The organism is Streptomyces sp. NPDC058470 (assembly GCF_042721055.1).
GTDB lineage: Bacteria > Actinomycetota > Actinomycetes > Streptomycetales > Streptomycetaceae > Streptomyces.
Window position 1 is genome coordinate 15,152 of the sequence record NZ_JBHXMF010000036.1, and the last position, 22,055, is coordinate 37,206.

General features: G+C 71.3%; 19 protein-coding genes. 11 read left to right on the forward strand and 8 right to left on the reverse strand.

The genetic code is table 11. The annotated features are described in order from the left end of the window. Nucleotides 1-334 precede the first annotated feature (334 nt). From ACFWP7_RS25290 to ACFWP7_RS25305, 4 genes are all read left to right on the forward strand, one after another. Nucleotides 335-1,858, forward strand: coding sequence for a S8 family serine peptidase (locus ACFWP7_RS25290; protein WP_384385071.1), 1,524 nt, complete (start codon nucleotides 335-337; stop codon nucleotides 1,856-1,858). An 85-nt stretch (nucleotides 1,859-1,943) separates the two neighbouring features. Next, nucleotides 1,944-3,476: a S8 family serine peptidase gene (locus ACFWP7_RS25295; RefSeq protein ID WP_384385074.1), complete on the forward strand. Its 1,533-nt coding sequence runs from the start codon at nucleotides 1,944-1,946 to the stop codon at nucleotides 3,474-3,476. A gap of 107 nt (nucleotides 3,477-3,583) precedes the next feature. Continuing rightward, nucleotides 3,584-4,960, forward strand: coding sequence for a CoA transferase (locus ACFWP7_RS25300; RefSeq protein WP_384385077.1), 1,377 nt, complete (start codon nucleotides 3,584-3,586; stop codon nucleotides 4,958-4,960). 100 nt (nucleotides 4,961-5,060) lie between these two features. Then, the gene (locus tag ACFWP7_RS25305) at nucleotides 5,061-6,071 is read left to right on the forward strand and encodes a CopD family protein (RefSeq protein WP_384385081.1); all 1,011 of its coding nucleotides are present in this window, start codon (nucleotides 5,061-5,063) and stop codon (nucleotides 6,069-6,071) included. A 124-nt stretch (nucleotides 6,072-6,195) separates the two neighbouring features. On the opposite strand, the gene ACFWP7_RS25310 is transcribed toward ACFWP7_RS25305, so the two are convergent. The 5 genes from ACFWP7_RS25310 to ACFWP7_RS25330 form a co-directional block, all read right to left on the reverse strand. After that, nucleotides 6,196-7,239: a zinc-dependent alcohol dehydrogenase family protein gene (locus ACFWP7_RS25310; protein WP_384385083.1), complete on the reverse strand. Its 1,044-nt coding sequence runs from the start codon at nucleotides 7,237-7,239 to the stop codon at nucleotides 6,196-6,198. A 39-nt stretch (nucleotides 7,240-7,278) separates the two neighbouring features. Then, nucleotides 7,279-7,950, reverse strand: coding sequence for a lysoplasmalogenase (locus tag ACFWP7_RS25315; RefSeq protein ID WP_384385250.1), 672 nt, complete (start codon nucleotides 7,948-7,950; stop codon nucleotides 7,279-7,281). Between the two features lie 23 nt (nucleotides 7,951-7,973). Then, nucleotides 7,974-8,852 carry a sterol desaturase family protein gene (locus ACFWP7_RS25320; protein ID WP_384385085.1) on the reverse strand — a complete coding sequence of 293 codons (879 nt, stop codon included), beginning with the start codon at nucleotides 8,850-8,852 and terminating at the stop codon, nucleotides 7,974-7,976. Between the two features lie 131 nt (nucleotides 8,853-8,983). After that, the gene (locus tag ACFWP7_RS25325) at nucleotides 8,984-9,643 is read right to left on the reverse strand and encodes a VIT family protein (protein ID WP_384385252.1); all 660 of its coding nucleotides are present in this window, start codon (nucleotides 9,641-9,643) and stop codon (nucleotides 8,984-8,986) included. A 214-nt stretch (nucleotides 9,644-9,857) separates the two neighbouring features. Further along, on the reverse strand, nucleotides 9,858-10,658 hold the full coding sequence (locus ACFWP7_RS25330; protein WP_384385087.1) for an acetoacetate decarboxylase family protein: 801 nt from the start codon (nucleotides 10,656-10,658) through the stop codon (nucleotides 9,858-9,860). A gap of 249 nt (nucleotides 10,659-10,907) precedes the next feature. On the opposite strand from ACFWP7_RS25330, the gene ACFWP7_RS25335 reads away from it, so the two are divergent. The 3 genes from ACFWP7_RS25335 to ACFWP7_RS25345 all read left to right on the forward strand — a co-directional run bounded on the left by ACFWP7_RS25335 (nucleotide 10,908) and on the right by ACFWP7_RS25345 (nucleotide 13,567). After that, nucleotides 10,908-11,876, forward strand: a complete 969-nt coding sequence (locus ACFWP7_RS25335) for a DEDDh family exonuclease (protein WP_384385089.1) — start codon at nucleotides 10,908-10,910, stop codon at nucleotides 11,874-11,876. Nucleotides 11,877-11,937: 61 nt separating this feature from the next. Next, complete coding sequence (locus ACFWP7_RS25340; protein WP_384385270.1) at nucleotides 11,938-12,090, forward strand: hypothetical protein; 153 nt, start codon at nucleotides 11,938-11,940, stop codon at nucleotides 12,088-12,090. 610 nt (nucleotides 12,091-12,700) lie between these two features. Beyond that, complete coding sequence (locus ACFWP7_RS25345; RefSeq protein ID WP_384385092.1) at nucleotides 12,701-13,567, forward strand: alpha/beta fold hydrolase; 867 nt, start codon at nucleotides 12,701-12,703, stop codon at nucleotides 13,565-13,567. A 158-nt stretch (nucleotides 13,568-13,725) separates the two neighbouring features. Here the strand turns inward: ACFWP7_RS25345 and ACFWP7_RS25350 are convergent, their stop codons facing one another. The 3 genes from ACFWP7_RS25350 to ACFWP7_RS25360 form a co-directional block, all read right to left on the reverse strand. Continuing rightward, nucleotides 13,726-13,974, reverse strand: coding sequence for a hypothetical protein (locus ACFWP7_RS25350; RefSeq protein WP_384385095.1), 249 nt, complete (start codon nucleotides 13,972-13,974; stop codon nucleotides 13,726-13,728). A 290-nt stretch (nucleotides 13,975-14,264) separates the two neighbouring features. After that, nucleotides 14,265-15,353, reverse strand: a complete 1,089-nt coding sequence (locus tag ACFWP7_RS25355; protein WP_384385098.1) for a 4-hydroxy-3-methylbut-2-enyl diphosphate reductase — start codon at nucleotides 15,351-15,353, stop codon at nucleotides 14,265-14,267. A gap of 212 nt (nucleotides 15,354-15,565) precedes the next feature. Continuing rightward, nucleotides 15,566-16,978 (reverse strand): hypothetical protein, encoded by a 1,413-nt coding sequence (locus ACFWP7_RS25360; RefSeq protein WP_384385100.1) that lies wholly within the window; start codon nucleotides 16,976-16,978, stop codon nucleotides 15,566-15,568. A 318-nt stretch (nucleotides 16,979-17,296) separates the two neighbouring features. On the opposite strand from ACFWP7_RS25360, the gene ACFWP7_RS25365 reads away from it, so the two are divergent. The 4 genes from ACFWP7_RS25365 to ACFWP7_RS25380 are packed head-to-tail and all read left to right on the forward strand — an operon-like array spanning nucleotide 17,297 to nucleotide 22,047. Continuing rightward, a complete protein-coding gene (locus ACFWP7_RS25365; RefSeq protein WP_384385104.1) occupies nucleotides 17,297-18,181 on the forward strand; it encodes an acyltransferase domain-containing protein in 885 nt (294 codons plus the stop codon). Between the two features lie 34 nt (nucleotides 18,182-18,215). Next, the gene (locus ACFWP7_RS25370; protein WP_384385106.1) at nucleotides 18,216-20,126 is read left to right on the forward strand and encodes an acyl-CoA dehydrogenase; all 1,911 of its coding nucleotides are present in this window, start codon (nucleotides 18,216-18,218) and stop codon (nucleotides 20,124-20,126) included. Further along, nucleotides 20,123-21,208 carry a 3-oxoacyl-ACP synthase III family protein gene (locus ACFWP7_RS25375; protein ID WP_384385108.1) on the forward strand — a complete coding sequence of 362 codons (1,086 nt, stop codon included), beginning with the start codon at nucleotides 20,123-20,125 and terminating at the stop codon, nucleotides 21,206-21,208. Before ACFWP7_RS25370 ends, ACFWP7_RS25375 begins: the two co-directional genes overlap by 4 nt. Beyond that, on the forward strand, nucleotides 21,205-22,047 hold the full coding sequence (locus ACFWP7_RS25380) for an SDR family NAD(P)-dependent oxidoreductase (RefSeq protein WP_384385111.1): 843 nt from the start codon (nucleotides 21,205-21,207) through the stop codon (nucleotides 22,045-22,047). The genes ACFWP7_RS25375 and ACFWP7_RS25380 overlap by 4 nt, the downstream gene beginning before the upstream one ends. Nucleotides 22,048-22,055: the final 8 nt, after the last annotated feature.

The following is a 22,055-nucleotide window of genomic DNA, read 5'->3' on the forward strand; positions in this document are numbered from 1 at the left end:
CGAGCCGGGGCTCGCGGACGGGGACGGTCTGGGTAGGGACATGGCTGTTTCTGACCTCACGATGACGTGGATCACGTGGACCGGACGGCACTGTCAGGTGGCCACGGGCGTGATCCAGCAGGGGCTCGATCGTGCTCGGGCTCCCTGTCCAACGTCACGGCGCCACGCGTGGGCAGGTTCAACTCGCGGCACTTCTTTCAGAAGTCACTGCCGGAAGTCATTGCTGCCCAGGTCGGAGGGGAGATAGCTTCGGCCTGAACCATTCCGTCATGTACCTGCCCGAGCACCAAACCCGTGTTCGGGCAGCTCGCTTTCCGGATGTTATGGAGATCCCATGGCTCATCTGCGTTCCAGACGCCGGCTCGCCCTCGCGGTGCCGGTCGTTCTGTCGCTCACCGCCTCGCTCGGCTTCCTGCCGGGTGCCGCGTCGGCGGCCCCGCTCACGGCGACGGCCGCGACGAGTGCGGACGGCCCGGTCGTGCCCTACGTCGTCAACACCAAGGCCGACCACCGCACGGTCGAGTCGGTGAAGAAGGCCATCGCCAAGGCCGGCGGCACCGTCGTCATCGCGTACGAGAAGATCGGTGTCATCGTCGTCCACTCGGCCAACCCCGCTTTCGGCGAGCAGATCCGCGCGGCGCGTGGAGTGCAGTCGGCGGGCGCGACGCACACCGCGCCGGTGACCGCCGCGGGCACCACGGAAGAGGGCGCGGCGCAGATGCTGTCGGCGGCGGACGCCGCCGAGCTCTCGCAGAGCGCCGCGGCAGGCCAGGAGCCCCTGGAGGCCGACCAGTGGGACCTGCGCGCGATCGGCGCCGACAAGGCCGCGAAGATCAACCCGGGCAGCAGGAACGTCACGGTCGCCGTGATCGATACCGGCGTCGACGACACGCACCCTGACCTCGCCCCGAACTTCTCCGCCTCGCAGTCCGCGAGCTGTGTGGGCGGCAAGGCGGACACGACGTACGGCGCCTGGCGTCCGGTGGACGCCGACCACTACCACGGCACGCATGTCGCCGGTGAGATCGCCGCCGCCCGCAACGACATCGGTGTGGCGGGTGTCGCGCCGGGTGTGAAGGTCGCGGGCATCACGGTGGCCGAGCCGGACGCCGGGCAGCTCTTCTTCCCGGAGAGTGTCGTCTGCGCCTTCGTGTTCGCCGCCGACCACGGCGTCGAAATAACCAACAACAGCTACTACGTGGACCCTTGGCTCTACAACTGTCTGGACGACCCCGACCAGAAGGCGATCGTCGACGCGGTGAACCGGGCCCAGCTGTACGCGCAGAAGAAGGGCACCCTCAGTGTCGCCGCGGCGGGCAACGCCAACGACGACCTCGACTCGGACGCCATAGTCGACGACTCCAGCCCCGACGACTCGACCCCGGTGCCCCGCACGGTCGACCCGCACGAGTGCTTCGACATCCCGACCCAGCTGCCGGGTGTCGTCACGGTGAGTTCGACCGGCGTCAACAGCACCAAGTCGTACTTCTCCACCTACGGCAAGGGCGTCATCGACGTCGCGGCGCCTGGTGGCGACAAGTACCAGATCCCGGACACGCCGTCGCAGAACGGCCGCATCCTCTCCACGATGCCGAACAACCAGTACGCCTTCCTGCAGGGCACGTCGATGGCCTCGCCGCACGCCGCCGCTGTCGCCGCGCTGCTGAAGTCCACGTACCCCAAGGCGACTCCGGCCCAGCTCCAGGCGCTCCTCAAGGCCCAGGCGGACAGCCAGAGTTGCCCGACCGCGTACGACGGTGACGGCGACGGCGTCGTGGACGCCACCTGCGTGGGCGGCAAGGGCCTGAACGGCTTCTACGGGGCCGGGATCATCAATGCACTGCGGGCGGTCAAGTAACACCGTCAATCACACCCGGCTACCCGCCACTTGAGCCTCCGCACGGCTCGTACAGCTCGTACCGCGAACGAAACTGGAGACACCCATGACAGCGCCTCTCAAGCGCTCCCGCCGCGCCATAGCCATCCCGCTGGGGATGGCCACGGCCACCGCACTCGCCTTCCTGCCGAACGTCAGCGCGTCGGCGGCCGAGGCGGAGGCACCCCAGCAGGTCGCCGCCGACGCGACCGCGCTCAGCTATGTCGTCAACGTCAGCCCCGGGCACGCGCCTTCCGCCACGGTGACGAAGGCGATCGCCGCGGCGGGCGGCACGATCGTGACGTCGTACGACCAGATCGGCGTAATCGTCGTCCACTCCTCGAACCCCGACTTCGCCAAGACGATCCGTGGCGTACGGGGTGTGCAGTCGGCCGGCAACACGCGCAACGCGCCGCTGCCCGCGCAGTCGACCACCGACGTGGGCACCCCGACGGTGCTCACCGCCGAAGAGGTCGCGGAGGTGACGAACACTCAGGCGGTCGCCGGGCAGGACCCGTTGGAGCCGTTGCAGTGGGACCTCCCCGCCATCAAGGCGGACAAGGCGCACGAGGTGACGCTCGGCAGCAGCAAGGTGACGGTCGCCGTCATCGACACCGGCGTCGACGACACGCACCCCGACATCGCGCCGAACTTCGACCGCGCCGCGTCGGTCAACTGCGTGACGGGCAAGCCGGACACGACCGACGGAGCATGGCGGCCGAGCGCGGCCGAGAGCCCGCACGGCACGCACGTGGCGGGCGAGATCGCCGGTGCCAAGAACGGCGTCGGCATCACCGGCGTCGCGCCCGGCGTGAAGGTCGCCGGCATCAAGGTGGCGACCACGGCCGGCTACTTCTACACGGAGGCCGTCGTCTGCGGCTTCGTGTGGGCCGCCGAGCACGGCGTGGACGTCACCAACAACAGCTATTACACCGACCCCTGGTACTTCAACTGCAAGGACGACCCGGACCAGAAGGCCCTCGTCGACGCGATCACCCGCGCCTCGCAGTACGCCGAGAAGAAGGGCACCGTCAACGTCGCCGCGGCGGGCAACGAGAGCTACGACCTGGCGGCCGACTCGATCACCGACCCGGTCTCGCCGAACGACGGAACCCCCTCGGACCGGGTGATCGACCCGTCCAAGTGCTATGACATCCCGACCCAGTTGCCGGGTGTCGTGACAGTCGCGGCGACCGGCGCGAAGGGCATCAAGTCGTCCTTCTCCAACTACGGCCAGGGTGTCATCGACATCGCCGCGCCGGGTGGCGACTCGACGGCCTACCAGACGCCCGCACCGCCCGCCACGAGCGGTCTGATCCTGGGCCCGCTGCCCGGCGGCAAGTGGGGCTACATGGCCGGTACGTCGATGGCGTCCCCGCACGTCGCGGGCGTCGCCGCTCTCATCAAGTCGACCCACCCGCACGCCTCCGCCGCCCTGGTGAAGGCGCTGCTGTACGCCGAGGCCGACGCCACGCCGTGCACCGACCCGTACGACATCAACAGCGACGGCAAGGTCGACGCGGTGTGCGAGGGCACGAAGAACCGCAACGGCTTCTACGGCTGGGGCACCGCGGACGCGCTGGACGCGGTCACCAAGTAACAGGAAGCGACGTTCGACGAGGCCGGGCGGCCCATTGCCGCCCGGCCTCTCTGCGTCCGGCCCCGGAGGGCGACACGGTGATGCGGTACACCCGGCATAGTGGCCCCATGACTGCTGAGGACACCACGTTCGTCTGGTCGGCCCTGGGCGGCGATCCCGCCCTGGTCCGGCGGATCGAGCACGTCGAACGGGGTGGGGTGCTTCAAGCGCGGCTGCCCGTAAGGGAGTTGGCGCATGCGCGTGTGGGGGCCTGCGCGCTCGCGGGCGCCGAGCTGGCGGCGCGACGGGCCGGGCTCCCCGAGGTGCCCGAGGTGCGGGTCGACGACGGGGCCGTCGCCACGGCGTTCGTGAGTGAGCGGCATCTGCTGGTCGACGGACGGGCGCCGGTGAACTTCGCGCCGCTGTCCCGGTTCTGGCGTACCGCGGACGGCTGGGTGCGGACGCACGCGAACTACCCGCATCACCGCGCGCGGCTGCTGAGCGCGCTCGGACTGCCCGAGGACACGGCGGTGGAAGCCGTCGCCGCGCACCTCGCGGAACGGTCCGCGGTGGACGTGGAGGACACCGTGTACGCGGTCGGTGGCCTCGCCGTCGCGCTGCGTTCGACGAAGGAATGGGCGGCGCACGAGCAGGGGGCGGCGGTGGCACGCAGGCCGCTGCTGAGCCGGGAGCGGATCGACGACGCACCCGTACGCGCGCTCGCGCCGCTCTCCGGTGATCCGCTGCTGCCCGCGGCGGGCGCACGTGTCCTGGACCTCACGCGGGTCATCGCGGGCCCGGTCGCGACCCGTACCCTCGCCCTGCTGGGCGCCGACGTCCTGCGGGTGGACTCGCCGCGGCTGCCCGAACTCCCCGACCAGCACGCCGACACGGGCTTCGGCAAGCGGTCCGCCTGTCTCGATCTCGACCGCGCCACGGACCGGCGGGCCTTCGAGGAGCTGCTCGCCGGAGCCGACGTCGTCGTCACCGGATACCGGCCCGGCGCCCTGGACCGGTTCGGGCTCACCCCTCGGGCGCTGGCGGAGCGGCGGCCCGGGCTGGTGGTGGCGCAGCTTTCCGCCTGGGGCGGATACGGACCCTGGGCCGGGCGGCGCGGCTTCGACAGTCTGGTGCAGGTCGCCACCGGGATCGCGGAGACGGAGGGTTCGGCGGAGCGGCCGGGCGCACTGCCCGCGCAGGCCCTCGACCATGGCACGGGGTATCTGCTGGCTGCGGCGGTGCTGCGTTCGCTGACCGAGCAGACGGAGGAGGGCGGGACCAGGATCGTACGGCTGGCGCTGGCGCAGACGGCGGCCTGGCTGGTTGGCGGGCCTGCCCCGGAGCCCTCGCTCGGCTCGTACGAACCAGGGCCGTGGCTCGCTGAGACAGACAGTGGCCTGGGGCGGCTGCGGTACGCCCGGTCGCCGGTGTCCTTCGCGGGCGGGCCGAGCGACTGGGCACGGCCGCCGGGGGTCTGGGGAACCGATCCGGCGCGCTGGTCCTGAGTCGCGGGCCGACCGGGGACGTATCCATGGGCGGAATGCCGTTCCGCCAGTCGTTTCCCTGCACTTGCCCGGATCTGTGACGACTGGTGAAGATCTTGAGGTGACGTTGACGAGACCGAACGCCGAGGTGACCGACGCCGACGAGCCGGCGCGGCGCCGGGCCACCGGACGGGCCGTCGTCCTGCTCGCCCTGGTGGCGTCGGCGGCCGTGATCCCGCTGCTCGGCCCGCGCGCGGCGCTCGACGGCACGGGAGAGGCCGTGGCCCCCGGCGCCGGGGGCATAGCCCTGCTGCGCACGCTGCTGTTCGCGGCGCTGTGCGTCCCGGTGGGGGAACTGTTCGCGGCCCGGCTGGCCCGCCGCGTGCCGGGCGCACCTCTGCAGGACGCGCCCCGCAGCTGGGCGCCTTTCGCCGCCGTCGCCGGGCTCGTGGCCGCGCTCGGTCTTGCCTCGGTCGTGGCCACCGGGAACCTGCTGCCCGACCAGCTCTCCGACATGGACATCGGCGGGCTCTACGAGACCCGGGAGGGCAAGCTGGCGCTCCTGGAGGTCAACGCGTTCGTGGTGGCCGGCCTCTGCACTCTCTACCGTCGCCCCGCCCTCCAGGTGTGGCCGCTGGCCGCGGTGGCGGTCGCGGAGGCGCTGCGCGCCCACCCCACGACGGAGTACAGCCCCCTGGTCGGCTCCGGCCTGACGCTCGTTCATGTGGTCTGCGCGGCGCTGTGGACCGGAGGCCTGCTGCATGTGCTGCGGATGCTGCGGAAATGGGGTCCTTCGGAGGCGGGGGTCGCGCTGTTGGGCCTCTACGCGCGCGTGGCGGTCGTCCTGTTCGCGGCGCTCACCGCGACGGGCACCTGGAGCGCGCTGCGCCGGATGCCGCCGGGGACGGTCCTGGACCAGCTCACGACGACGGCGTACGGGCGCACACTGCTGGCCAAGGTGCTTCTGGTGGCCGTCGTGGCCGTCCTGGCCCTGAGTGCGCGGCTCAGGCTGCGCGGGGCCGCGGACCCGCTCAGCACCTGCTCCCCCGCGCGTGCGGAGGTCGTGGCACTGGGCATGGTCGTCGCGGTGTCGGGCGTGCTGACGGCGGTGCCCCTGCCGATCAGGTGGTGAGCCTTTCCCCAGGGCTGCAGCTGGTGACAGGCCATCAGCTGGTGACAGGCCTCCAGATGACGGCGGGACTCCAGATGGTGGCGGGGCTTCAGCTGGTGACAGGCCTCCAGATGGTGGCGGGGCTTCAGCTAGTGATGAGCACCTTGAGGGCCGTGCGCCCGTCCATCGCCTTGTAGCCGTCGGGCACGCCCTCCAGACCGACGGTCACGTCGAACACCGGCGACGGGTCGATGGTCCCGTCGAGGACGTCGGGCAGCAGCTCCGGGATGTACGCCCGCACCGGTGCGACCCCGCCGCGCAGGGCGATGTTCCGGTCGAACAGCACGCTCAGGTCCAGGCCCGTACCGCTGCCGTGCGGGACCCCGACGAAGCCGATGGCGCCGCCGTCGCGGGAGATGTTCACGGCCGTCGCCATGGACTGCTCGGTCCCGACCGCCTCGATGACGCAGTGCGCGCCCTGGCCGCGGGTCAGCTCGCGGACGGCCTCGACGGCCGCGTCGCCGCGCTCGGTGACGATGTCCGTGGCACCGAAGCGGCGTGCGATGTCCGTACGCACCCGGTGGCGTCCGAGCGCGATGATCCGCTCGGCGCCGAGCCGTTTGGCGGCCAGCACGGCGCACAGCCCGACGGCACCGTCCCCGACGACGGCGACGGTGGCGCCCTCGTGGACCCCCGCGCCGACGGCCGCGTGGTGACCCGTGCCCATCACGTCGGACAGCGACAGCAGGGCCGCCAGCAGGTGGTCGTCGGAGGCCGCCTCCTTGGGCAGTTGTACGAGGGTGCCGTCGGCGTAGGGGGTGCGGACGGCCTCGCCCTGCCCGCCGTCGTAGCCGACATCGCCCCAGATGCCGCCGTGCTCGCAGGACGTGGTGAGCCCCTCGCGGCAGTACTCGCACACTCCGTCGGACCACATGAAGGGCGCCACGACCAGGTCGCCACGCTTGACGCCGGTCACCTCGGAGCCGGTCTCCTCGACGATGCCGAGGAACTCGTGCCCGATCCGCTGGCCCGGCTCCCGGGGCGACTCGCCGCGGTACGCCCACAGGTCGCTGCCGCAGATGCAGGACCGCAGCACCCGGACGACCGCGTCGGTGGGCAGCTGCACCACGGGCTCGGGCACGTCCTCCACGCGCATGTCATAAGGGGCGTGGATGGTGGTGGCGCGCATGGCGAGGCTCCTTCTCCTGCGGGGCGTCTGCGGCTGTGCTCAGCGGTTCGCCGAGCACAACTCACCGTACGCCGCCCCCGGTGCGGATTGCGCGCCGAGCCTGCCCAGCACGCCTTTGACCAGCAGGAACTGGGCGGCGGCGTAGGCGAGCATGATCCAGAAGTCGGGCCTCGGGAGCTGTGGCCAGTCGGCGACACCGGTCGCGATGAGGGTGTCGGAGAGCAGGAAAAGGGCGCCGCCGAGGCCTGCCACGAGTCCGAGCCGGGTCGCGCCGTACGCCATCGCGGTGAGCAGCAGGCTGTACCCGGCGACGGGGAGGCGCAGTTCGGCGGGGAGGTCGGGCCACAGCAGGGTGACGGTGGCGACGAGGGCGAGGCCGTACACGCCGAGAAACCACGCTCCACGCGCGCGGGGAGCACTTTTGAACAGCGCGAGATAACACACATGCCCCGCCGCGAAGGAGGCCATCCCGGCCAGGAAGGCGGGGTCCGCGTCGAACAGGAGAAGGGTGTCGCCGCCCCAGCCGAAGAGCAGGGCCGCGACGAGCAGCCAGGGGCCGCCGCGCGCGGCCACGTGAGCGGCGAGCAGGGGCATCAGGAGCGGCTTGGCGACCGTGTGCCCCGGGTCGAAGCCGGCGGTCAGCGAGACGAGGTCCGCGGCGGCCGCCGCGCCAAAGGAGACGAGGAGCACGCGCGCGAGGTGTGGGTTCATGCCCATGCGCGCGAGGTGTGGGTTCACGCGACGGGCTCGGTGATCGGTGTCTTCGCAGCGGACTTCGGCGCAGGCTGCCAGCCGGGCCCGCGGAAGAGCCGCCCCGCGCGCTCGCGCCAACTCCCCGCCGCTCTCAGGTCCCTGGCGATGGCGGCGTACTCGTGGGTGGCGACGCGCAGCGGGTTGTACGTGGAGATGTTCTTCGTGAGCCCGTAGACGGGCCGCGCGGTCTCCTCGACGAACGTCCCGAAGAGCCGGTCCCAGACGATGAGGATCCCCCCGAAGTTGCGGTCCAGGTAGCCGCCCTGGGAGGCGTGGTGGACGCGGTGGTGGGAGGGCGTGTTGAAGACGAACTCGAAGGCCCGGGGCAGCTTGTCGATGCGCTCGGTGTGGATCCAGAACTGGTAGACGAGGTTCGCGGACGAGCAGAACGCGAGCGCCGCGGGATGCACGCCGAGGGCGATGAGCGGGACGTAGAAGGGCCAGACGGTCCAGGTTGTCCAGGGCTGGCGCAGGGCGGTGGTGAGGTTGAACCTGCGGCTGGAGTGGTGGACGACGTGGCAGGCCCAGAGGATGCGGATGACGTGGTGTCCGCGGTGCGACCAGTAGTAGAAGAAGTCCTGCCCGAGAAGCATCAGCGGGACGGTCCACCACAGGACGGGCACCCGGAGGGGGGTCAGTTCGTAGATCGCCGTGTAGAGGGCGACGATCGGGATCTTCCACAGGAAGTCGAAGGCGAGGCTGCCGAGGCCCATGCCGACGCTCGTCGCGGCGTCCTTCGCCTCGTACCCCGCGGCAGCGCCATCGGCGGCCGGATGGATCCGGACACTCACCACTTCGATCACGGTGAGCAGCACGAAGGCGGGTATCGACCACAGCACGACATCGGGCAGGTTCGGCATGGGTGAACCGTAGAGCCGCTGATGGGCCCCGGCTAGGGGTTGTTACTGACAAGTATTGCCGGTGGTACGCGCTTGCTTCTTGGCGGTCTCCGCCAATGGCCGCCCCTGGCCCGGGGCCCTGAACAGGGCGCTCACACCCCTGTCGCCCCCAGCAGGACCCCTGCCGCGTAGGTCACCGCCATCGCCAGCGCGCCCCCACTCACGTTCCGCAGCACCGCCCGTCGCGCACCCGCCGCGCCCAGACCCGCGCTCACCCAGCCGGTGAGGACCAGGGCGGCGAGGACCGAGAGCACGGTGACGGGCACCCTCCAGTCGCTCGGCGGGAGGACGATCGCGAGCAGGGGCAGGAGCGCGCCGATGGTGAACGACAGGAAGCTCGCCCATGCCGCGTGCCACGGGTTGGTGAGGTCGTCGGGGTCGATGCCGAGCTCCACGCGCGCGTGGGCCTGGAGCGCGTCCCGTTGCGTGAGCTGCTCGGCCGCCTCAAAAGCCACGTCCCGGGTCAGGCCCCGCCCTTGCAGGAGCTGGGTCAGCTCCTCGAGTTCGGCCTCCGGCTCTTCCCTGAGCTCCCGTTTCTCCACCGCCAGCGCGGCCTTCTCCGAGTCCAGCTGGGTGGAGACCGAGACGTACTCGCCCGCCGCCATGGACATGGACCCGGCCAGCAGCCCCGCGAGCCCGGCGGTGAACAGCACGGAGCGGTCGCTGGTGGCACCGGCCACGCCGACCACGATGCCCGCGGTGGAGACGATGCCGTCGTTGGCGCCCAGGACGGCGGCACGCAGCCAGTTCAGCCGGGAACCGAGGGCGCCGCCGTGGGGTTCGTCGTGAAACTCGACGTGAGGCTCTTCGTCGGGTTCGTCGTGGGTTTCGTCGCGCGTGGGTTCGCTCACACGGGGAGGATCGCACCCCGGACGCCGCCCACGGCGTATCGACCCGTCACCAGACGCGCACCGACCCGTCGTCACACGCGCTGACGTACTGTGACCTGTCCCTCCCTCAGATCCATCAGAAGCTCCCCTCGGGCGGCGGCCCGTCGAGGATCTGCCGCGGATCGTCGTAGCGCTGGTGGATGTACGGCAACAGGGCCTGGGCGCTGACGCGTTCGACGATCCTGCCGCGCAGGTCGGTGGTCTTCTCACCGAGGGTGATCTCGACGAGCCGTCGTACGGGGAGGTCGGCGACCGGGTCGTACATCGACTCGCGCAGGACGACGTCCCCGGTCACGCGCTCCAGCTTGCGCACCTTCTCGCTGCGCAGGCAGTGCACGAGGACCGGCTCGGCGTCGAAGCCCGAACCATCCACCGCGGGAAGGAACTTGAAGGAGAAGTCGGTCTTCTGGACGGGCTCGGGCAACGGCAGGTCACCACTGACGGCGCCGCGTACCTCTACGAACGCGATGCCGTGCCGGGCGAGTGCGGCGTGTACGACGAGACCGTCGCGCCCGAGAGTCACCTCGCCGAGCTTCTTGGGCTCTCCGAAGACCTCACGCCCGCCGATGAGGGCCCGTTCGTGGGTCATCGGCATGACGAGCGGGTACCAGCCCTCGACGCCGTCGTGTGTGGCGGCGACGGCGAACGAACCGGCGCCCAGCGGGTGTCCTGCCAGGTCGACCCTGCTGATGCCGACCCGCACCAGGGGCCGCCCGGTGGGTTTGAGCGGGGGCGGCAGGACCGCCGCGACCGCGTCCGGGTCGCTCTCCCAGAGGGCCACCACGCCGGTGGACCAGATGCCGGGGAGTTTCGAGCTCGCGGTGCGCGCGGCGGCGATCTCCGCCTCGGTCCGCGCGCCGTACCTCACTCGTGCCATGTCTCGTACCGCCCTTCGCAGGCCGTCGTCCACCGGGCGCGCAGCACGTTGGCACCGGGCGGGCGAAAGGTCCATAGCCGTGCGCAGCGGGCTTCACGCCGGCCACGCGCGGGCGGACTCGGGCGAAACCCGCGCAACTCCCCGTACTCGCCCTAAGGGCCGCCCGCGGCGTGGGTGTCTGACGGACCCTCCGACAAGTGCGGAGTCCGGGGACGGGACTGTCAGTCGCGCCCCGTATTCTCAGTGACCATGCTCGAAGACCTGACGACCGCAGCGTCCCCCGTCTCCTGGCCGACCGCGTATCCACAGGGGTACGCGGTCGTCGACGTGGAGACCACAGGCCTGGCCCGGGACGACCGGATAATCTCGGCCGCCGTCTACCGGCTGGACGCGCGCGGTGAGGTCGAGGACCACTGGTACACGATGGTCAACCCGGAGCGGGATCCGGGCCCGGTGTGGATCCACGGCCTGACGAGCGACGTACTCGAAGGCGCCCCGCTCTTCCAGGACATCGCCGAGGAGTTCGCCGACCGGCTCGCGGACCGCGTGCTCGTCGCGCACAACGCGGTCTTCGACTGGTCGATGATCGCGCGGGAGTACGCACGCGCGGACCGCGAGGCGCCGGTGCGGCAGCGGCTGTGCACCATCGCGCTCTCCAAGGAGTTGGGGCTTCCGCTGCCCAACCACAAGCTGGAGTCGCTGGCCGCGCACTTCGGCGTCGTACAGCAGCGGGCACACCACGCGCTGGACGATGCGCGCGTGTTGGCCGAGGCGTTCCGGCCGAGCCTGCGGGCCGCCGCGCACCGCGGCGTCCGGCTGCCTCTCCTGGAGTGCCGTCCGCTCACGGAGTGGTCCTCCGGCCCGTCGATCGGTCGGCAGTCGGGCGGCGGTTACCCATCCGGGAGTTGGCGGCCCTCGCGCAAGCGACCCGCCTGCCCCCATCCCAACCCGGGCCGCTACGAAGCGGACAGGCCGCTCAAGCAGGGCATGCGGGTCGCGTTCTCCGGGGACACGTCCATCGACCGTGAACTGCTGGAGGACCGCGCCGTCGAGGCCGGGCTGCATGTCGCGACGAGTCTGTCCCGGCTCACCAGCCTGCTCGTCACGAACGATCCGGACTCCAGTACGTCCAAGGTGGTCAAGGCCAGGCAGTTCGGGACTCCGGTAATCGACGAGGCGGCGTTCGGGCAGCTGCTGCGGGATGTGGACCCGGCGTAGCCGACCCCACGGGCGTGGGCGTCACAGGCCTCACGGCGTGGGCGTCACAAGCCCCACGAGCGTGAGCGTCACAAGCCCCACCGACGTGAGCGTCACCGACCTCACCGACAGGGGCGTCGCCGACCTCACCGACAGGGGCGTCAGACGGGTGATTGCGGGGCGACTCGCCCGCGCCCCGTCGGCGCCCCACCCTGTGGCGCATGGCGAGATGTGAAGTATGCAGCAATGACTACGGCATGACCTTCGAGGTGCACGCACAGGGCGCGGCTCTCCTGCGCGGGTGTACCCGGTCTCGCCGTCGGTCAGACTGCGGCGGATGAGCAGTCTCTTCTCGAACTCCGCATCCTCACCGGGCGGTTCGACCAGAGCCGCCCGGTCGTATTCCCTCGCCCCATGGGCACCCCGGCCGGCGGAGCGCGTCACGAACGCCTCCCGTGGGCGGAACGCGCGAGCGCTCGCGCGGTCTGCCCACGGGGACCGGTAACGGAGTAACGCCGCCAACCCGCGCCCACAACGAGGACGCCATCCGTGCCGCGGTCAACCGGATCCCCAAGGACGATCCCCCGCCCCGCGGCGGCTGCGCCCCGAAGACACTGGCCTCCGAAGCCGGCGTGACCCGCACCGGGTTCCACTCGAGGAAGAACCGTGACGCCGGGTCTCCCAACTGTGGTCGGCCCCACGGTAGTTCTGGCGTCCCGGCGATCGGCTCGCCGGGCTGTGAGGTGCGCTGCTCGAAGACCGACAGGCCACCGGGCCGGGTGATCGTGGCGCATTCGACGAAGCCGCGGACGCCGCAGGGGGACGCGCTGTGTAAGGGTGCCGTCATGCCTGAGCTGATCTCTTACGACAACGGTGCGATCTGGTACGAACTCCGGGGCGATGGGGAACCGTTGGTGGTTCTGCCGGGCGGTCCGGGTATGGACGCGCGCTATCTGGCGGATCTCGGCGGCTTGGCGAACCATCGGCGGCTGGTCCTGGTGGACCAGCGCGCGGCGGGACGGTCGGCAGCGCCCGAAGACAGAAGCACGGTGTCGTTCACCGCGCAGGCACGGGACGTCGAAGCGGTCCGCGAGCGGCTCGGGCTCGAACGGATCGATGTGCTCGCGCACTCGGCGGGTTGTCTGATAGCCCAGGAGTACGCGGCCGCTCATCCGGAGCGGGTACGGCGCTCGGTGCTGGTCGCGCCGGTCGGGCGGGCCGGGCGTGAACCGGACGCGGCGGAACTCGCCGCGCTGCGCGCCGAACGGGCGGACCGCGAGTGGTACGGGGACGCCGCGGAGGCGGACCGGCTCATCACATCGGGCGGGTACACGGGAAGCGAACTCAGAGCGCTCCAACGACGGATCACGCCGTTCTTCTGGCACCACTGGGACGAGTCACGGTGGGCTGAGCACCGCCCCGAGCACGCGACGCCGTACCCCTGGCTGCGTGACGCGTTCTACGCGAGTTCCGCCACCCCGGACACCCTGGTTGACCGCCTTGCGCGGCTCTCGGCAGTGCGGAGCCCGGTCCTCGTGGTGGCGGGAGCCTCGGACGGCATGATCGGGACGGCACCGGCCCGTGCGGTGGCCGCCTGTTATGAAGGCGCCCGACTGCACGTGCTGGAGCGGTCGGGGCACCGGCCATGGGTCGAAGAGCCCGCACGGTTCGTCGAGTTGGTCGCCGGATTCCTCGTGGAGGACGCGGACTGAGGCTCCGGCACACTCCACCGGTCCCGGCGAACGTCACATCGGTCACGCCGTCCAGAGAACGTCAACAAGATCGTGTCGCGAGCTCTACGAGTGAAACGCACAAGAACGCTCTGCTTGCACAAAGGCCAACCACTCAGCCCTGGACGGCACCAGGTTGGCTATCCGGCAGAGCCAACCTTGTCCACGATTCCGACCTTGCCCTCCGCGCGGGCGCAGTGCGCGCCGCAGTACCAGTGGCCCTCCACCTCGACGCCTTGGCCGATGATCTGCACCCGGCAGTGCTCACAAATGGGCGCCATACGATGAATCGCGCAAGCGAACGAATCGAAGACGTGACGTGCCCCATCCCGAGTCTCGACAATGAACGCCAGCTCGTAGTCATTCCCACACACTTCACAACGTGTCATAAGCCGCATCGTCGGGGGCAGGGCGGGCACTCGCAAGCTGACATCGCTACGCCGACCAGGGGTTACCCCTGGTCGGCGTAGCGATGTCACTGATCGGCAGACCATTCGCCCGCGCCGTGTCTCACCTTTCGCAGCAATCAACCCCGCGGATCAAATCCAGCGGAATCAACCAACAACGTCCTGTACCCCGGGCAGCGGGCCCTCGGCAGCTGTGCCCGCCGGCCCTCACCGAGAACGACGCTTTGCCGCAAAAGATCAGTCTTCGCCGGCTCCCGGTCCGGTCTTGGCCGTCAGCCGGGGCCTTCGGCGAACATGGGACGCGCCGGGCCGGGGGAGGTCGCGGAGTGCGTCAGTGCGGTGGAGCGCACCTGCCGGTGTACGTGGCTCGCCGGTCCCAGGCCGTCGAGGGCTTGTGCCACTTGCCGGTTGACTCGTTCGTCGGCGGACGCGTCCAGTAAGGCGATCGTGGCGGCGTCGGTGTCCTGGGGGCACAGGTGGTCGAGAGCCCTGATGTCGCGGACGCGTACTCCCGTGCCGGCCGCCTGGGTGAGCGCGGTCCTGACGACGGGGCTGTCTCCCCGGCCGGTGACGAGCAGGATGTCGGACTGGGCCAGCACCGAGCCCACCGCGGTGTGCAGGTCGTCCATCGTGTAGCACCACTCCCGGGGATGCTGACCCTTCAGCCGCGGGAAACGCCGACGCAGCACACTCAGGATCCGTGCCGCCTCGGTGACGGCGGTGCCCGGGGCGACGACGAACGCCAGGCGGTCCGGATCAGCGACGGCGAGGCTCTCGGCCTGGCGCGGTGTCGCGACCGCGCGTCCGTCCGCGTGGGGGGTTCCGTCCCGCCATGCTGCGGAGCCGGGGGCGTTCGGTGCGCCCACGACGATCACATCGTCCTCCCGGTCCAGGAAGCGGCGTAACGAGCGGGCGGCGTTCTCCGCCGATCCGCACGCCGTGGTACTGGGACATCCGCAGGGCCGCCACGGGGCCGGGGAGTGACCCGACTGCTGTCCCGGTACCGCGGCGTCGGGCCCCTGTGCGGTGTCCGCGCGCCTCTCAGGCTTCCGGGGGAGCACGTACAGCACCCGGCGAGTACGGAGCACGGCGGACCAGGATGCGATCTGACGGCGCGCGAAGGCGGCCGCGGTGGTGTCCGAGCCGTGGACCGCGATGGCCAGTCCCCTGTGGCCACCGTCCGGATTCTCGTAGGAGACCGTGAAGACGGTCGTCGGCGCCACGCTGTCGGAGTGCATGACCGTATGGGGCAGGGCCTGGGAGTGGGCTTCGTATCCGGCTTGTTGGGCGTGTGCCGTCAGAAGGCGGTGGGCGGGGCAGCCGACCAGGCCGCGCACGGGGTGCGTCCACGATGTGGCCACCCTGAGCGATCCTGGTGAGAGGGGAAGTGCGGTGGAGCGGAACACTTCGGAGAGCACGCTTCGGTTCATCGTTCCTGACAGGGGTGGTCGGGACGGGCGACACGGCCATCCCGGGATGGCCTGACGGCCATCCAAGTTGGCGCAGTTGACCATCTGCTCCCTTTGTTCTGAATCGCCACCCCAATGGGCCAGCGATTACCGCGGGTTCGTGGTCACCGGGGCGGTCGGGTGCCGGGCGTACGGGACCGTGAAGTCTCCTGCGAAACCCCGGCCGCCCTCGACTTCCTCCGTACCTCGCGCGCTCGCCCGAGCAGCAGTGCCGCGGCCTGGTTGGTGGCGTACGGGCGGACTCTGGCGGTCAGGACGCGGAGTCGGTCGTCGGCGCGCCCACTGGAGATGTGCGGGTAGACGTCCAGGAACGCGTGCCAGGTCTGGCATGCCTGGTCGAGGTGACCGATCGTCAGCTGGGCCTGGGCCAGTTCGGCGAGGCAGATGGCGCGGGAGCGTCGCTCGTCGGCGGGGCGGTGGCGCAGTGAGCGGCCGAGCGCTTCGACGGCGTCCTGGTGACGGCCCTGACTCCGGGCCGCGGCCGCGTGCTGGAGGGCGAGGGAGCCCGAATGGAAGGAACCGACCGGTGAGGTTCCGTTCGACGACGCTTCCAGGTGCCGCTCGGCCAGCGCGAGGTGACGTGAGTGGCCCCGGTCGCCCAGTGCCGCACCGGTGACCGCCAGTTGGCCGAGGAGAAACGCCTGCTGGTGCGGTGGGGTGTGGCGGACGCCGACCTGTACGGCCTGCTCGGCGAGCCGGTGGGCGTCGGGATGGTGTCCGAGCGCGTGGGCCTGGACGCTCAGGCCCCGAAGGGCCAGGGCATATCCGATCCTGTCGCCTGCCTCGCGGGCGAGTTCGGCGCTGGTGAGATAGAAGCGCTGGGCCAGGGCATGGCGGTTCGAGTCGAAGCAGGTGAACGCGCACAAGTAGGTGAGCTGGGCGGCGACAGTGAACAGTTGCCTGCGGACCGCGGGCTTCATGTCCGCCCTGAGCCACGGGAGCAGCGTGGCGGCCAGGTACTGCCGCAGCGGCTGTCGTATCGGTCCGGCGCCGAAGGCGGCGTCGCCACGGGCGAGGACGGCGAGCAGTTCACGGGCCGACCCGACGTGGGCCATGCCGACGGCCATCCCGGTCCCGGACCGGGGGACGGTCCGCTTGGCGGAGGCCGGCGGCCAGTGGGGAACCGTCAGCGCCCCGAGCGAATAGGCGCCCAGGAGGGCGACACCGCGCCGGTCGGTGAGGTGCAGCAGGTGATCGAGGTGGTCCACTCCGCTCCCTTCGGCGGGTGGGGTGCCGGGCAGGTCACCCGGATCCTGTCCGCGTGCGGTCAGTCCAGTGTCCTGCGGGCGGACGGGGCTGCCCAGATGCCGGGAGAGTGCCTCGGCGACGAGCGCGGGTACGGGCGGACGTGGCCTGCTGCCGAGCAGCCAGTGGGCTACCGCCGTGCGGTCGTAGTGGAGGGCGGTTCCCTGCTCGGCACCGAGTGCGTTGACCTCTCGGGCGAGCCGGGCGCCACTCCAGCCGGCCTGTTCCAGGAGCCTTCGCAGGGCCTGGTTCGGTGTACGGGCAGATCGCACGGCCCTTCCCTGGCCCCTCATGGTGGCTGGTGGACGCGGACGTTCAACATCCGCGGAGGTTCAACGTCTTTGCCACCCGCACATGCGCCCGAAGCGCGCCTGTGCGAGCAGGCTCAGCTTGTGGCGCTTGTCCGGCGGTGTGCAGTGCGCAGGATCGGCGCATCTGCCAAGGCCGTGCGCCCCTCGTGCACTGAGGCGCGCCTGGAGTGAAGGATGGAGATGCACACGAGTGCACCGCAGATCCCTGACCGTCGGCCCGGCCGGTGGCGATCAGTCCACTTGTTTCCTGGACAGGGCGACTTCTCCGTCGGCGCCCTGGTGAGCGCTGTCCGTTCCGACGCGATGATGAGAACGGCTGCCGAGCAGGTCTTCGAGGTGCTGGACCGCGTCGCGGCGGAGCGCGGACTGCGGGCACTGGGGCCCTGGCTGCTGGGTCCGGCACCGCCCAGCGCGCGGGACCTGGCCGGTGCCGCCACCGGAACCTCACAACTCGCCCTGTTCGGTGCGTCAATGACGACGCATCAGTCACTGTGCCAATCTCACGGGACTCCGTCGGCCGTCGTGGGTGTGAGCTTCGGGGAGATCGCAGCGCTCACCGCCGCCGGTGTGTTCACCCTGTGCGACGGCGCCCGCATCGCACACGACCTTGCCCGGGTGCTGGCTTCCTGCTCCGGAGGGTTGACCCATCTGTCCTGTTCGGAGCGGGCCGCGCGGGACCTGATCGACCGCGCCGGCACTCCGGGCACGGTGCTGGCCGTGGTCAACGACGACCGGTCGGTGGTGGTCGCCGGCTCCGTGCCCGAGCTCGTCCGCGTCGAGAAGGTGGCGGCGGAGACGGAAGTGACCGCCGTACGCCTCCGCCTGCCGTTCACCGCACACCATCCCGCGCTCCTTGCCGAGTCGGAGGTGTTCGCCGAGGCGGTGCGGGCCTATGACCGGGCCGAGTCGCGCTTCCCCGTCTACTCTGCCGTGGCCGGCCGTGCCTACGCCGTCGGCGACGACCTGCCCCGGCGGCTGGCCGACTGCCTGGTCCGGCCCGCCATGGTGCCCACCGTGCTGCACCAGATGACACGGCACGAACCGGACGTGGTCTTCGAGGCCGGTACCGGCCGCGCCCTGGCGACCAGCGCCCGCAGAGTGCTGTCCCGGTTCCCCACGCTCGCCGTGCGTGCTCCGCTCGCCGAACCCGGCTCCTTCCCCTGACGACCGCCCCTGTCTCCAGCCCTGGAGTGCACTGATGTCCCCTTTACCCCCGACCGCGGCCACCCACGACACCTTGCGGCAGCTCGTCCACGGGCACTGCGACCCTTCGTTCCTCTCGGCCCTGCACAAGGCGCTGACCGTCGACCCCTGGCCCGCCTCCGGATCCGGCTCCGCCTCCGCCTCCCCGTCCGCGTACGGAACAGTCGGCGGCCACGGTGAACGCCTGCTGCGCCGGCTGCGGGTACTCGGCGAGGAACTGCCCCCCGCTCGCCGTCTCTTCGACGACCCCGCCCAGCTGGCCACGCTGCACGCCTGGGCGGCGGTGGCCGACCCCTCGCTGTGCCTGACGGCGCTGGTCCACTACCTCCTCTGCCTCGGATCCATCGACCAGCTCTCCGACGACCCGGCTGCCCTGGAAGCGCACATGGCGGCGCTGGAGTCCGGACGCGCCAAGGGCGTGTACCTGATCACCGAGGTGGGCCAGGCCAACAGCCACCTGGCCACGGCCACCCGCGCCGAGTTCGATCCGGTGCGCGGCGACTTCGTGCTGCGCACTCCCGACGCGCGGGCCGCCAAGTTCTGCAGTGCCGGATCACGGACCGTCCCGCAGACGGGCGTGGTCCTCGCCAGGCTGTCCGCCGGGGGCACCGACCGCGGGGTCTTCGCGTTCGTGGTCGACCTCACGGACGCGGACGGACTGCGTCCCGGCGTCGAGATGTCCTCGGAGCTCGAACTGGGCGCACTCCCGCTGGACTACGTACACATCCGCTTCCACGACGTCCGCGTACCGTTCGCCCACTGGCTCAGCGACGGCGCGCGCATCGGCGGCGACGGTGGGTTCCACGATCCGGCCGCCTCGCCCGACGCGCGGCTGCAGCGGACGCTGCGCGTGGGACAGGGCCTGTGGGCGACCATGCCGTCGGTCGCCGCCGCGACCTGCCGCCAGTCCGCCGTCATGGCGGTCAACTACGCGCAACAGCGCCGCACCCAGGGGCGGTTCGCCCCCGGGGCCCCCTTGCTCGACTACCGCACCCAGCAGCGTGCCGTGCTGGGGGCACTCGCCGACGCGTTCGCCCTGACCTGCGCCGCCCACCGGGCGAGCGCCCTGTGGGCCGAATCCCTCGCGGTCCAGGCGACACCGTCGAGGGACGCGCAACAGGCCGACACAGCCATGGGGTTCACTCCCTGGGCCGCCGTCAGCGCGCCGCTGGCCGGGTACAAGGCCCTCGCGGTGCGTACGGCGGTCCGTGTCGTCGCCGACTGCCAGCGCCGCTGCGGCTTCTCCGGCCACCTGGACGTGAACGGCCTGGCCGGCTACCACGGCTTCCACCACGCGTTCGACACCGCCGGCGGGGACAGCCAGCTCATCCTCTACGACATCGGCCGTACGCTCGTGGAGCAGCACGTCCCGGCCGCCGCACCCGAGGCGCCCGACGGTCTGCCCCCCACCTCGCCCCACTGGTGGCCGGCGCTCGCCCAACGGCATCAGTACCTGCTGACCGACCATCTGCGACAGCGGCGTGACCTCCGCGCCGACAACGCGTCCGACCCCCTCGACCTCTGGAACCCCCTGCTGGAGGAGGCCGGCCTACTGGGCGAACTCCACGCGACACGGCTCATGGCCGAGGACGTGGCACACACCCTCACAGGGACAACGGACCCGGTGCTCGCCCAGGCGCTCGCTCCCCTCGCGGCACTGCACGGAGTCACCACGGCCCGCCGCTGGGCCGGATCGCTGCTCACCCGGGGAACGCTGCGGCCCCCGGACATCGACGCGCTCGCGGACGCGGCCGACCGGCTGTGCGACGCGGTGCTGCCTCATCTGCCGCTGTTGACGCAGGCGTTCGCCTACCCCGACGACATCACGGCCGCGCCGCTGGCCGCCGCGGACTTCAACGCGGCCGTCGACTCCACGTTGCAGTGGACACTCGGAGGTACGGCATGACACGCGCCGCGGAAGGCCGCCGTATCGGCGTCGTCGGCATGGGCACGTATCTGCCCCCGGAGGTGCGCACCAACACCGACGTGGCCCGCGACGCCGGGGTGACGGCGGAGTGGATCACAGAGCGCACGGGCGTGCGCGAACGCCATGTGGCCGGTCCCGACGAGGCCGCCTCCGACCTGGCCGCCCACGCGGTCCGGGCCGCCGCGGCCGCCGCGGGCATCGACGTCAGCGACATCGGCCTGCTGGTCTGCGCGACCTCCACACCCGACGAACTGGGCCCCTCGACCGCCTGCCGGATCCAGGCGACGGTGGGCGCCTCACAGGCCGTCGCCCTGGACGTCAGCGCGGCCTGCTCCGGGTGGCTCTTCGCCGCGAAGGTGGCGCACGACTGGCTGCTCGGCTCCCCGGACATCCGGTACGCGGCGGTCGTGGGCGTCGAGGCGTACTCGAAGTTCCTCGATCGCACCGACCGGGGCACGGCGGTGCTGTTCGCCGACGGCGCCGCCGCCTCGATCCTCGCCCCGGTGGACGCCCCGCACGGGTTCGCGCACTTCGGCTTCGGATCCGACGGCACCCTGGCCGACCGGGTCCTGATCCCGGCAGGCGGCAGCCGCCTGCCCGCCAGTACGGCCACGATCGCGAAGGGCGACCACCACATCCGCATGGACGGCCGGACCATCAGCCGCTTCATCACCGAGATGTTCCCACGCTTGATCACCGACACCCTCGACCGCGCCGGCCTCGGCATCGAGGACATCGCCTGCGTCGTGGCCCACCAGCCCAACCCCGTGGCGCTCCGCCGCATCGGCGGCGAACTCGGCATCCCCGCCGACCGGTTGGTCATCGTCGGTGACGAGGTGGGCAACATCGGCGCCGCCAGCACGCCGTACGCCCTCGCCGCCGCCGCGGGGCGGCACGGGCTGCGTCCCGGTGACCGGGTCCTGCTGGCCGTGTTCGGCGCCGGCATGACCTGGGGCGGCGGGCTCCTCACGTGGAGCGGAGCACCGGCGCTGAGCGCACCCGCGGTTTCCCCCGAAGTATCTCCGCCCCAGCCTCCCGAGACAGAAGGGTCTCCCCGATGAACGCTGTTGACCTGTTCCGTATGGACGGCGCCCGCGCGCTGGTGACCGGTGCCTCGCGGGGCATCGGCAGGGCCGTCGCGGACGGGCTGGCCGACGCGGGCTGCGACCTGGCGCTGACCGCTCGCACCCTGCCCGCCCTCGACGGCACCGTGCGGTCGGTGCAGGAGCGGGGCCGCAAGGCCGTCGCCCTCGAAGGGGACCTGGCCGAACCGGGCGCTGCCGCAGACCTCGTCGACCGCGCCGCGTCCGCCCTGGGCGGCCTCGACGTGGTCGTCCACAACGCCGGTACGCTCCCCACGGCGGAGGACGGGACACCACTCATGGTGCCTCTGCAGCACGCCCGCCAGCAGGACTGGGAGGCCGTGGTCACGGTCAACCTCAATGCCACGGCCGCCCTGTGCCGGGCCGCCCATCCGCACCTGGCACGCTCGGACGTGGCCAGCCTCGTCCTGATGTCGTCCGTCGCCGGACTCGTCGGCACCCCGATGATGGAGGCGTACGCGGCCACCAAGGCCGCCCAGTTGTCCCTGACCCGCAGTCTCGCCGTCGGCTGGGCGCGCCAGGGCATCCGCGTCAACGCCCTGTGCCCCGGGTGGACCCGCACCGACATGACCGCGTTCGCCAGCGACACCGGACCCCTGTCCGACTGGCTGACGAGTCATGTCCCGCTCGGCCGCTGGGCCACCGCCGACGAGGTGGTCGGTGCGACGCTCTTCCTCGCTTCCCCTGCCGCGTCGTTCGTGACCGGCCACGCCCTGGTCGTCGACGGCGGACTGTCGGTGCCCGACGGGGGACTTGCCGGATACCCCAAGCCTCCCTCGCCCTTCGCCGCCCTATGACAGTCCGC

What these genes read in the sequence shown, in the direction of transcription:
- ACFWP7_RS25300 (WP_384385077.1), top strand. Translation starts at nt 3,584, where the DNA reads ATGACTGCTGAGGACACCACGTTCGTCTGGTCGGCCCTGGGCGGCGAT.
- ACFWP7_RS25375 (WP_384385108.1), top strand. Translation starts at nt 20,123, where the DNA reads ATGACACGCGCCGCGGAAGGCCGCCGTATCGGCGTCGTCGGCATGGGC.
- ACFWP7_RS25350 (WP_384385095.1), bottom strand. Translation starts at nt 13,974, where the DNA reads ATGACACGTTGTGAAGTGTGTGGGAATGACTACGAGCTGGCGTTCATT.
- ACFWP7_RS25370 (WP_384385106.1), top strand. Translation starts at nt 18,216, where the DNA reads ATGTCCCCTTTACCCCCGACCGCGGCCACCCACGACACCTTGCGGCAG.
- ACFWP7_RS25330 (WP_384385087.1), bottom strand. Translation starts at nt 10,658, where the DNA reads ATGGCACGAGTGAGGTACGGCGCGCGGACCGAGGCGGAGATCGCCGCC.
- ACFWP7_RS25290 (WP_384385071.1), top strand. Translation starts at nt 335, where the DNA reads ATGGCTCATCTGCGTTCCAGACGCCGGCTCGCCCTCGCGGTGCCGGTC.
- ACFWP7_RS25345 (WP_384385092.1), top strand. Translation starts at nt 12,701, where the DNA reads ATGCCTGAGCTGATCTCTTACGACAACGGTGCGATCTGGTACGAACTC.
- ACFWP7_RS25320 (WP_384385085.1), bottom strand. Translation starts at nt 8,852, where the DNA reads ATGCCGAACCTGCCCGATGTCGTGCTGTGGTCGATACCCGCCTTCGTG.
- ACFWP7_RS25295 (WP_384385074.1), top strand. Translation starts at nt 1,944, where the DNA reads ATGACAGCGCCTCTCAAGCGCTCCCGCCGCGCCATAGCCATCCCGCTG.
- ACFWP7_RS25335 (WP_384385089.1), top strand. Translation starts at nt 10,908, where the DNA reads ATGCTCGAAGACCTGACGACCGCAGCGTCCCCCGTCTCCTGGCCGACC.
- ACFWP7_RS25310 (WP_384385083.1), bottom strand. Translation starts at nt 7,239, where the DNA reads ATGCGCGCCACCACCATCCACGCCCCTTATGACATGCGCGTGGAGGAC.
- ACFWP7_RS25380 (WP_384385111.1), top strand. Translation starts at nt 21,205, where the DNA reads ATGAACGCTGTTGACCTGTTCCGTATGGACGGCGCCCGCGCGCTGGTG.
- ACFWP7_RS25315 (WP_384385250.1), bottom strand. Translation starts at nt 7,950, where the DNA reads ATGAACCCACACCTCGCGCGCGTGCTCCTCGTCTCCTTTGGCGCGGCG.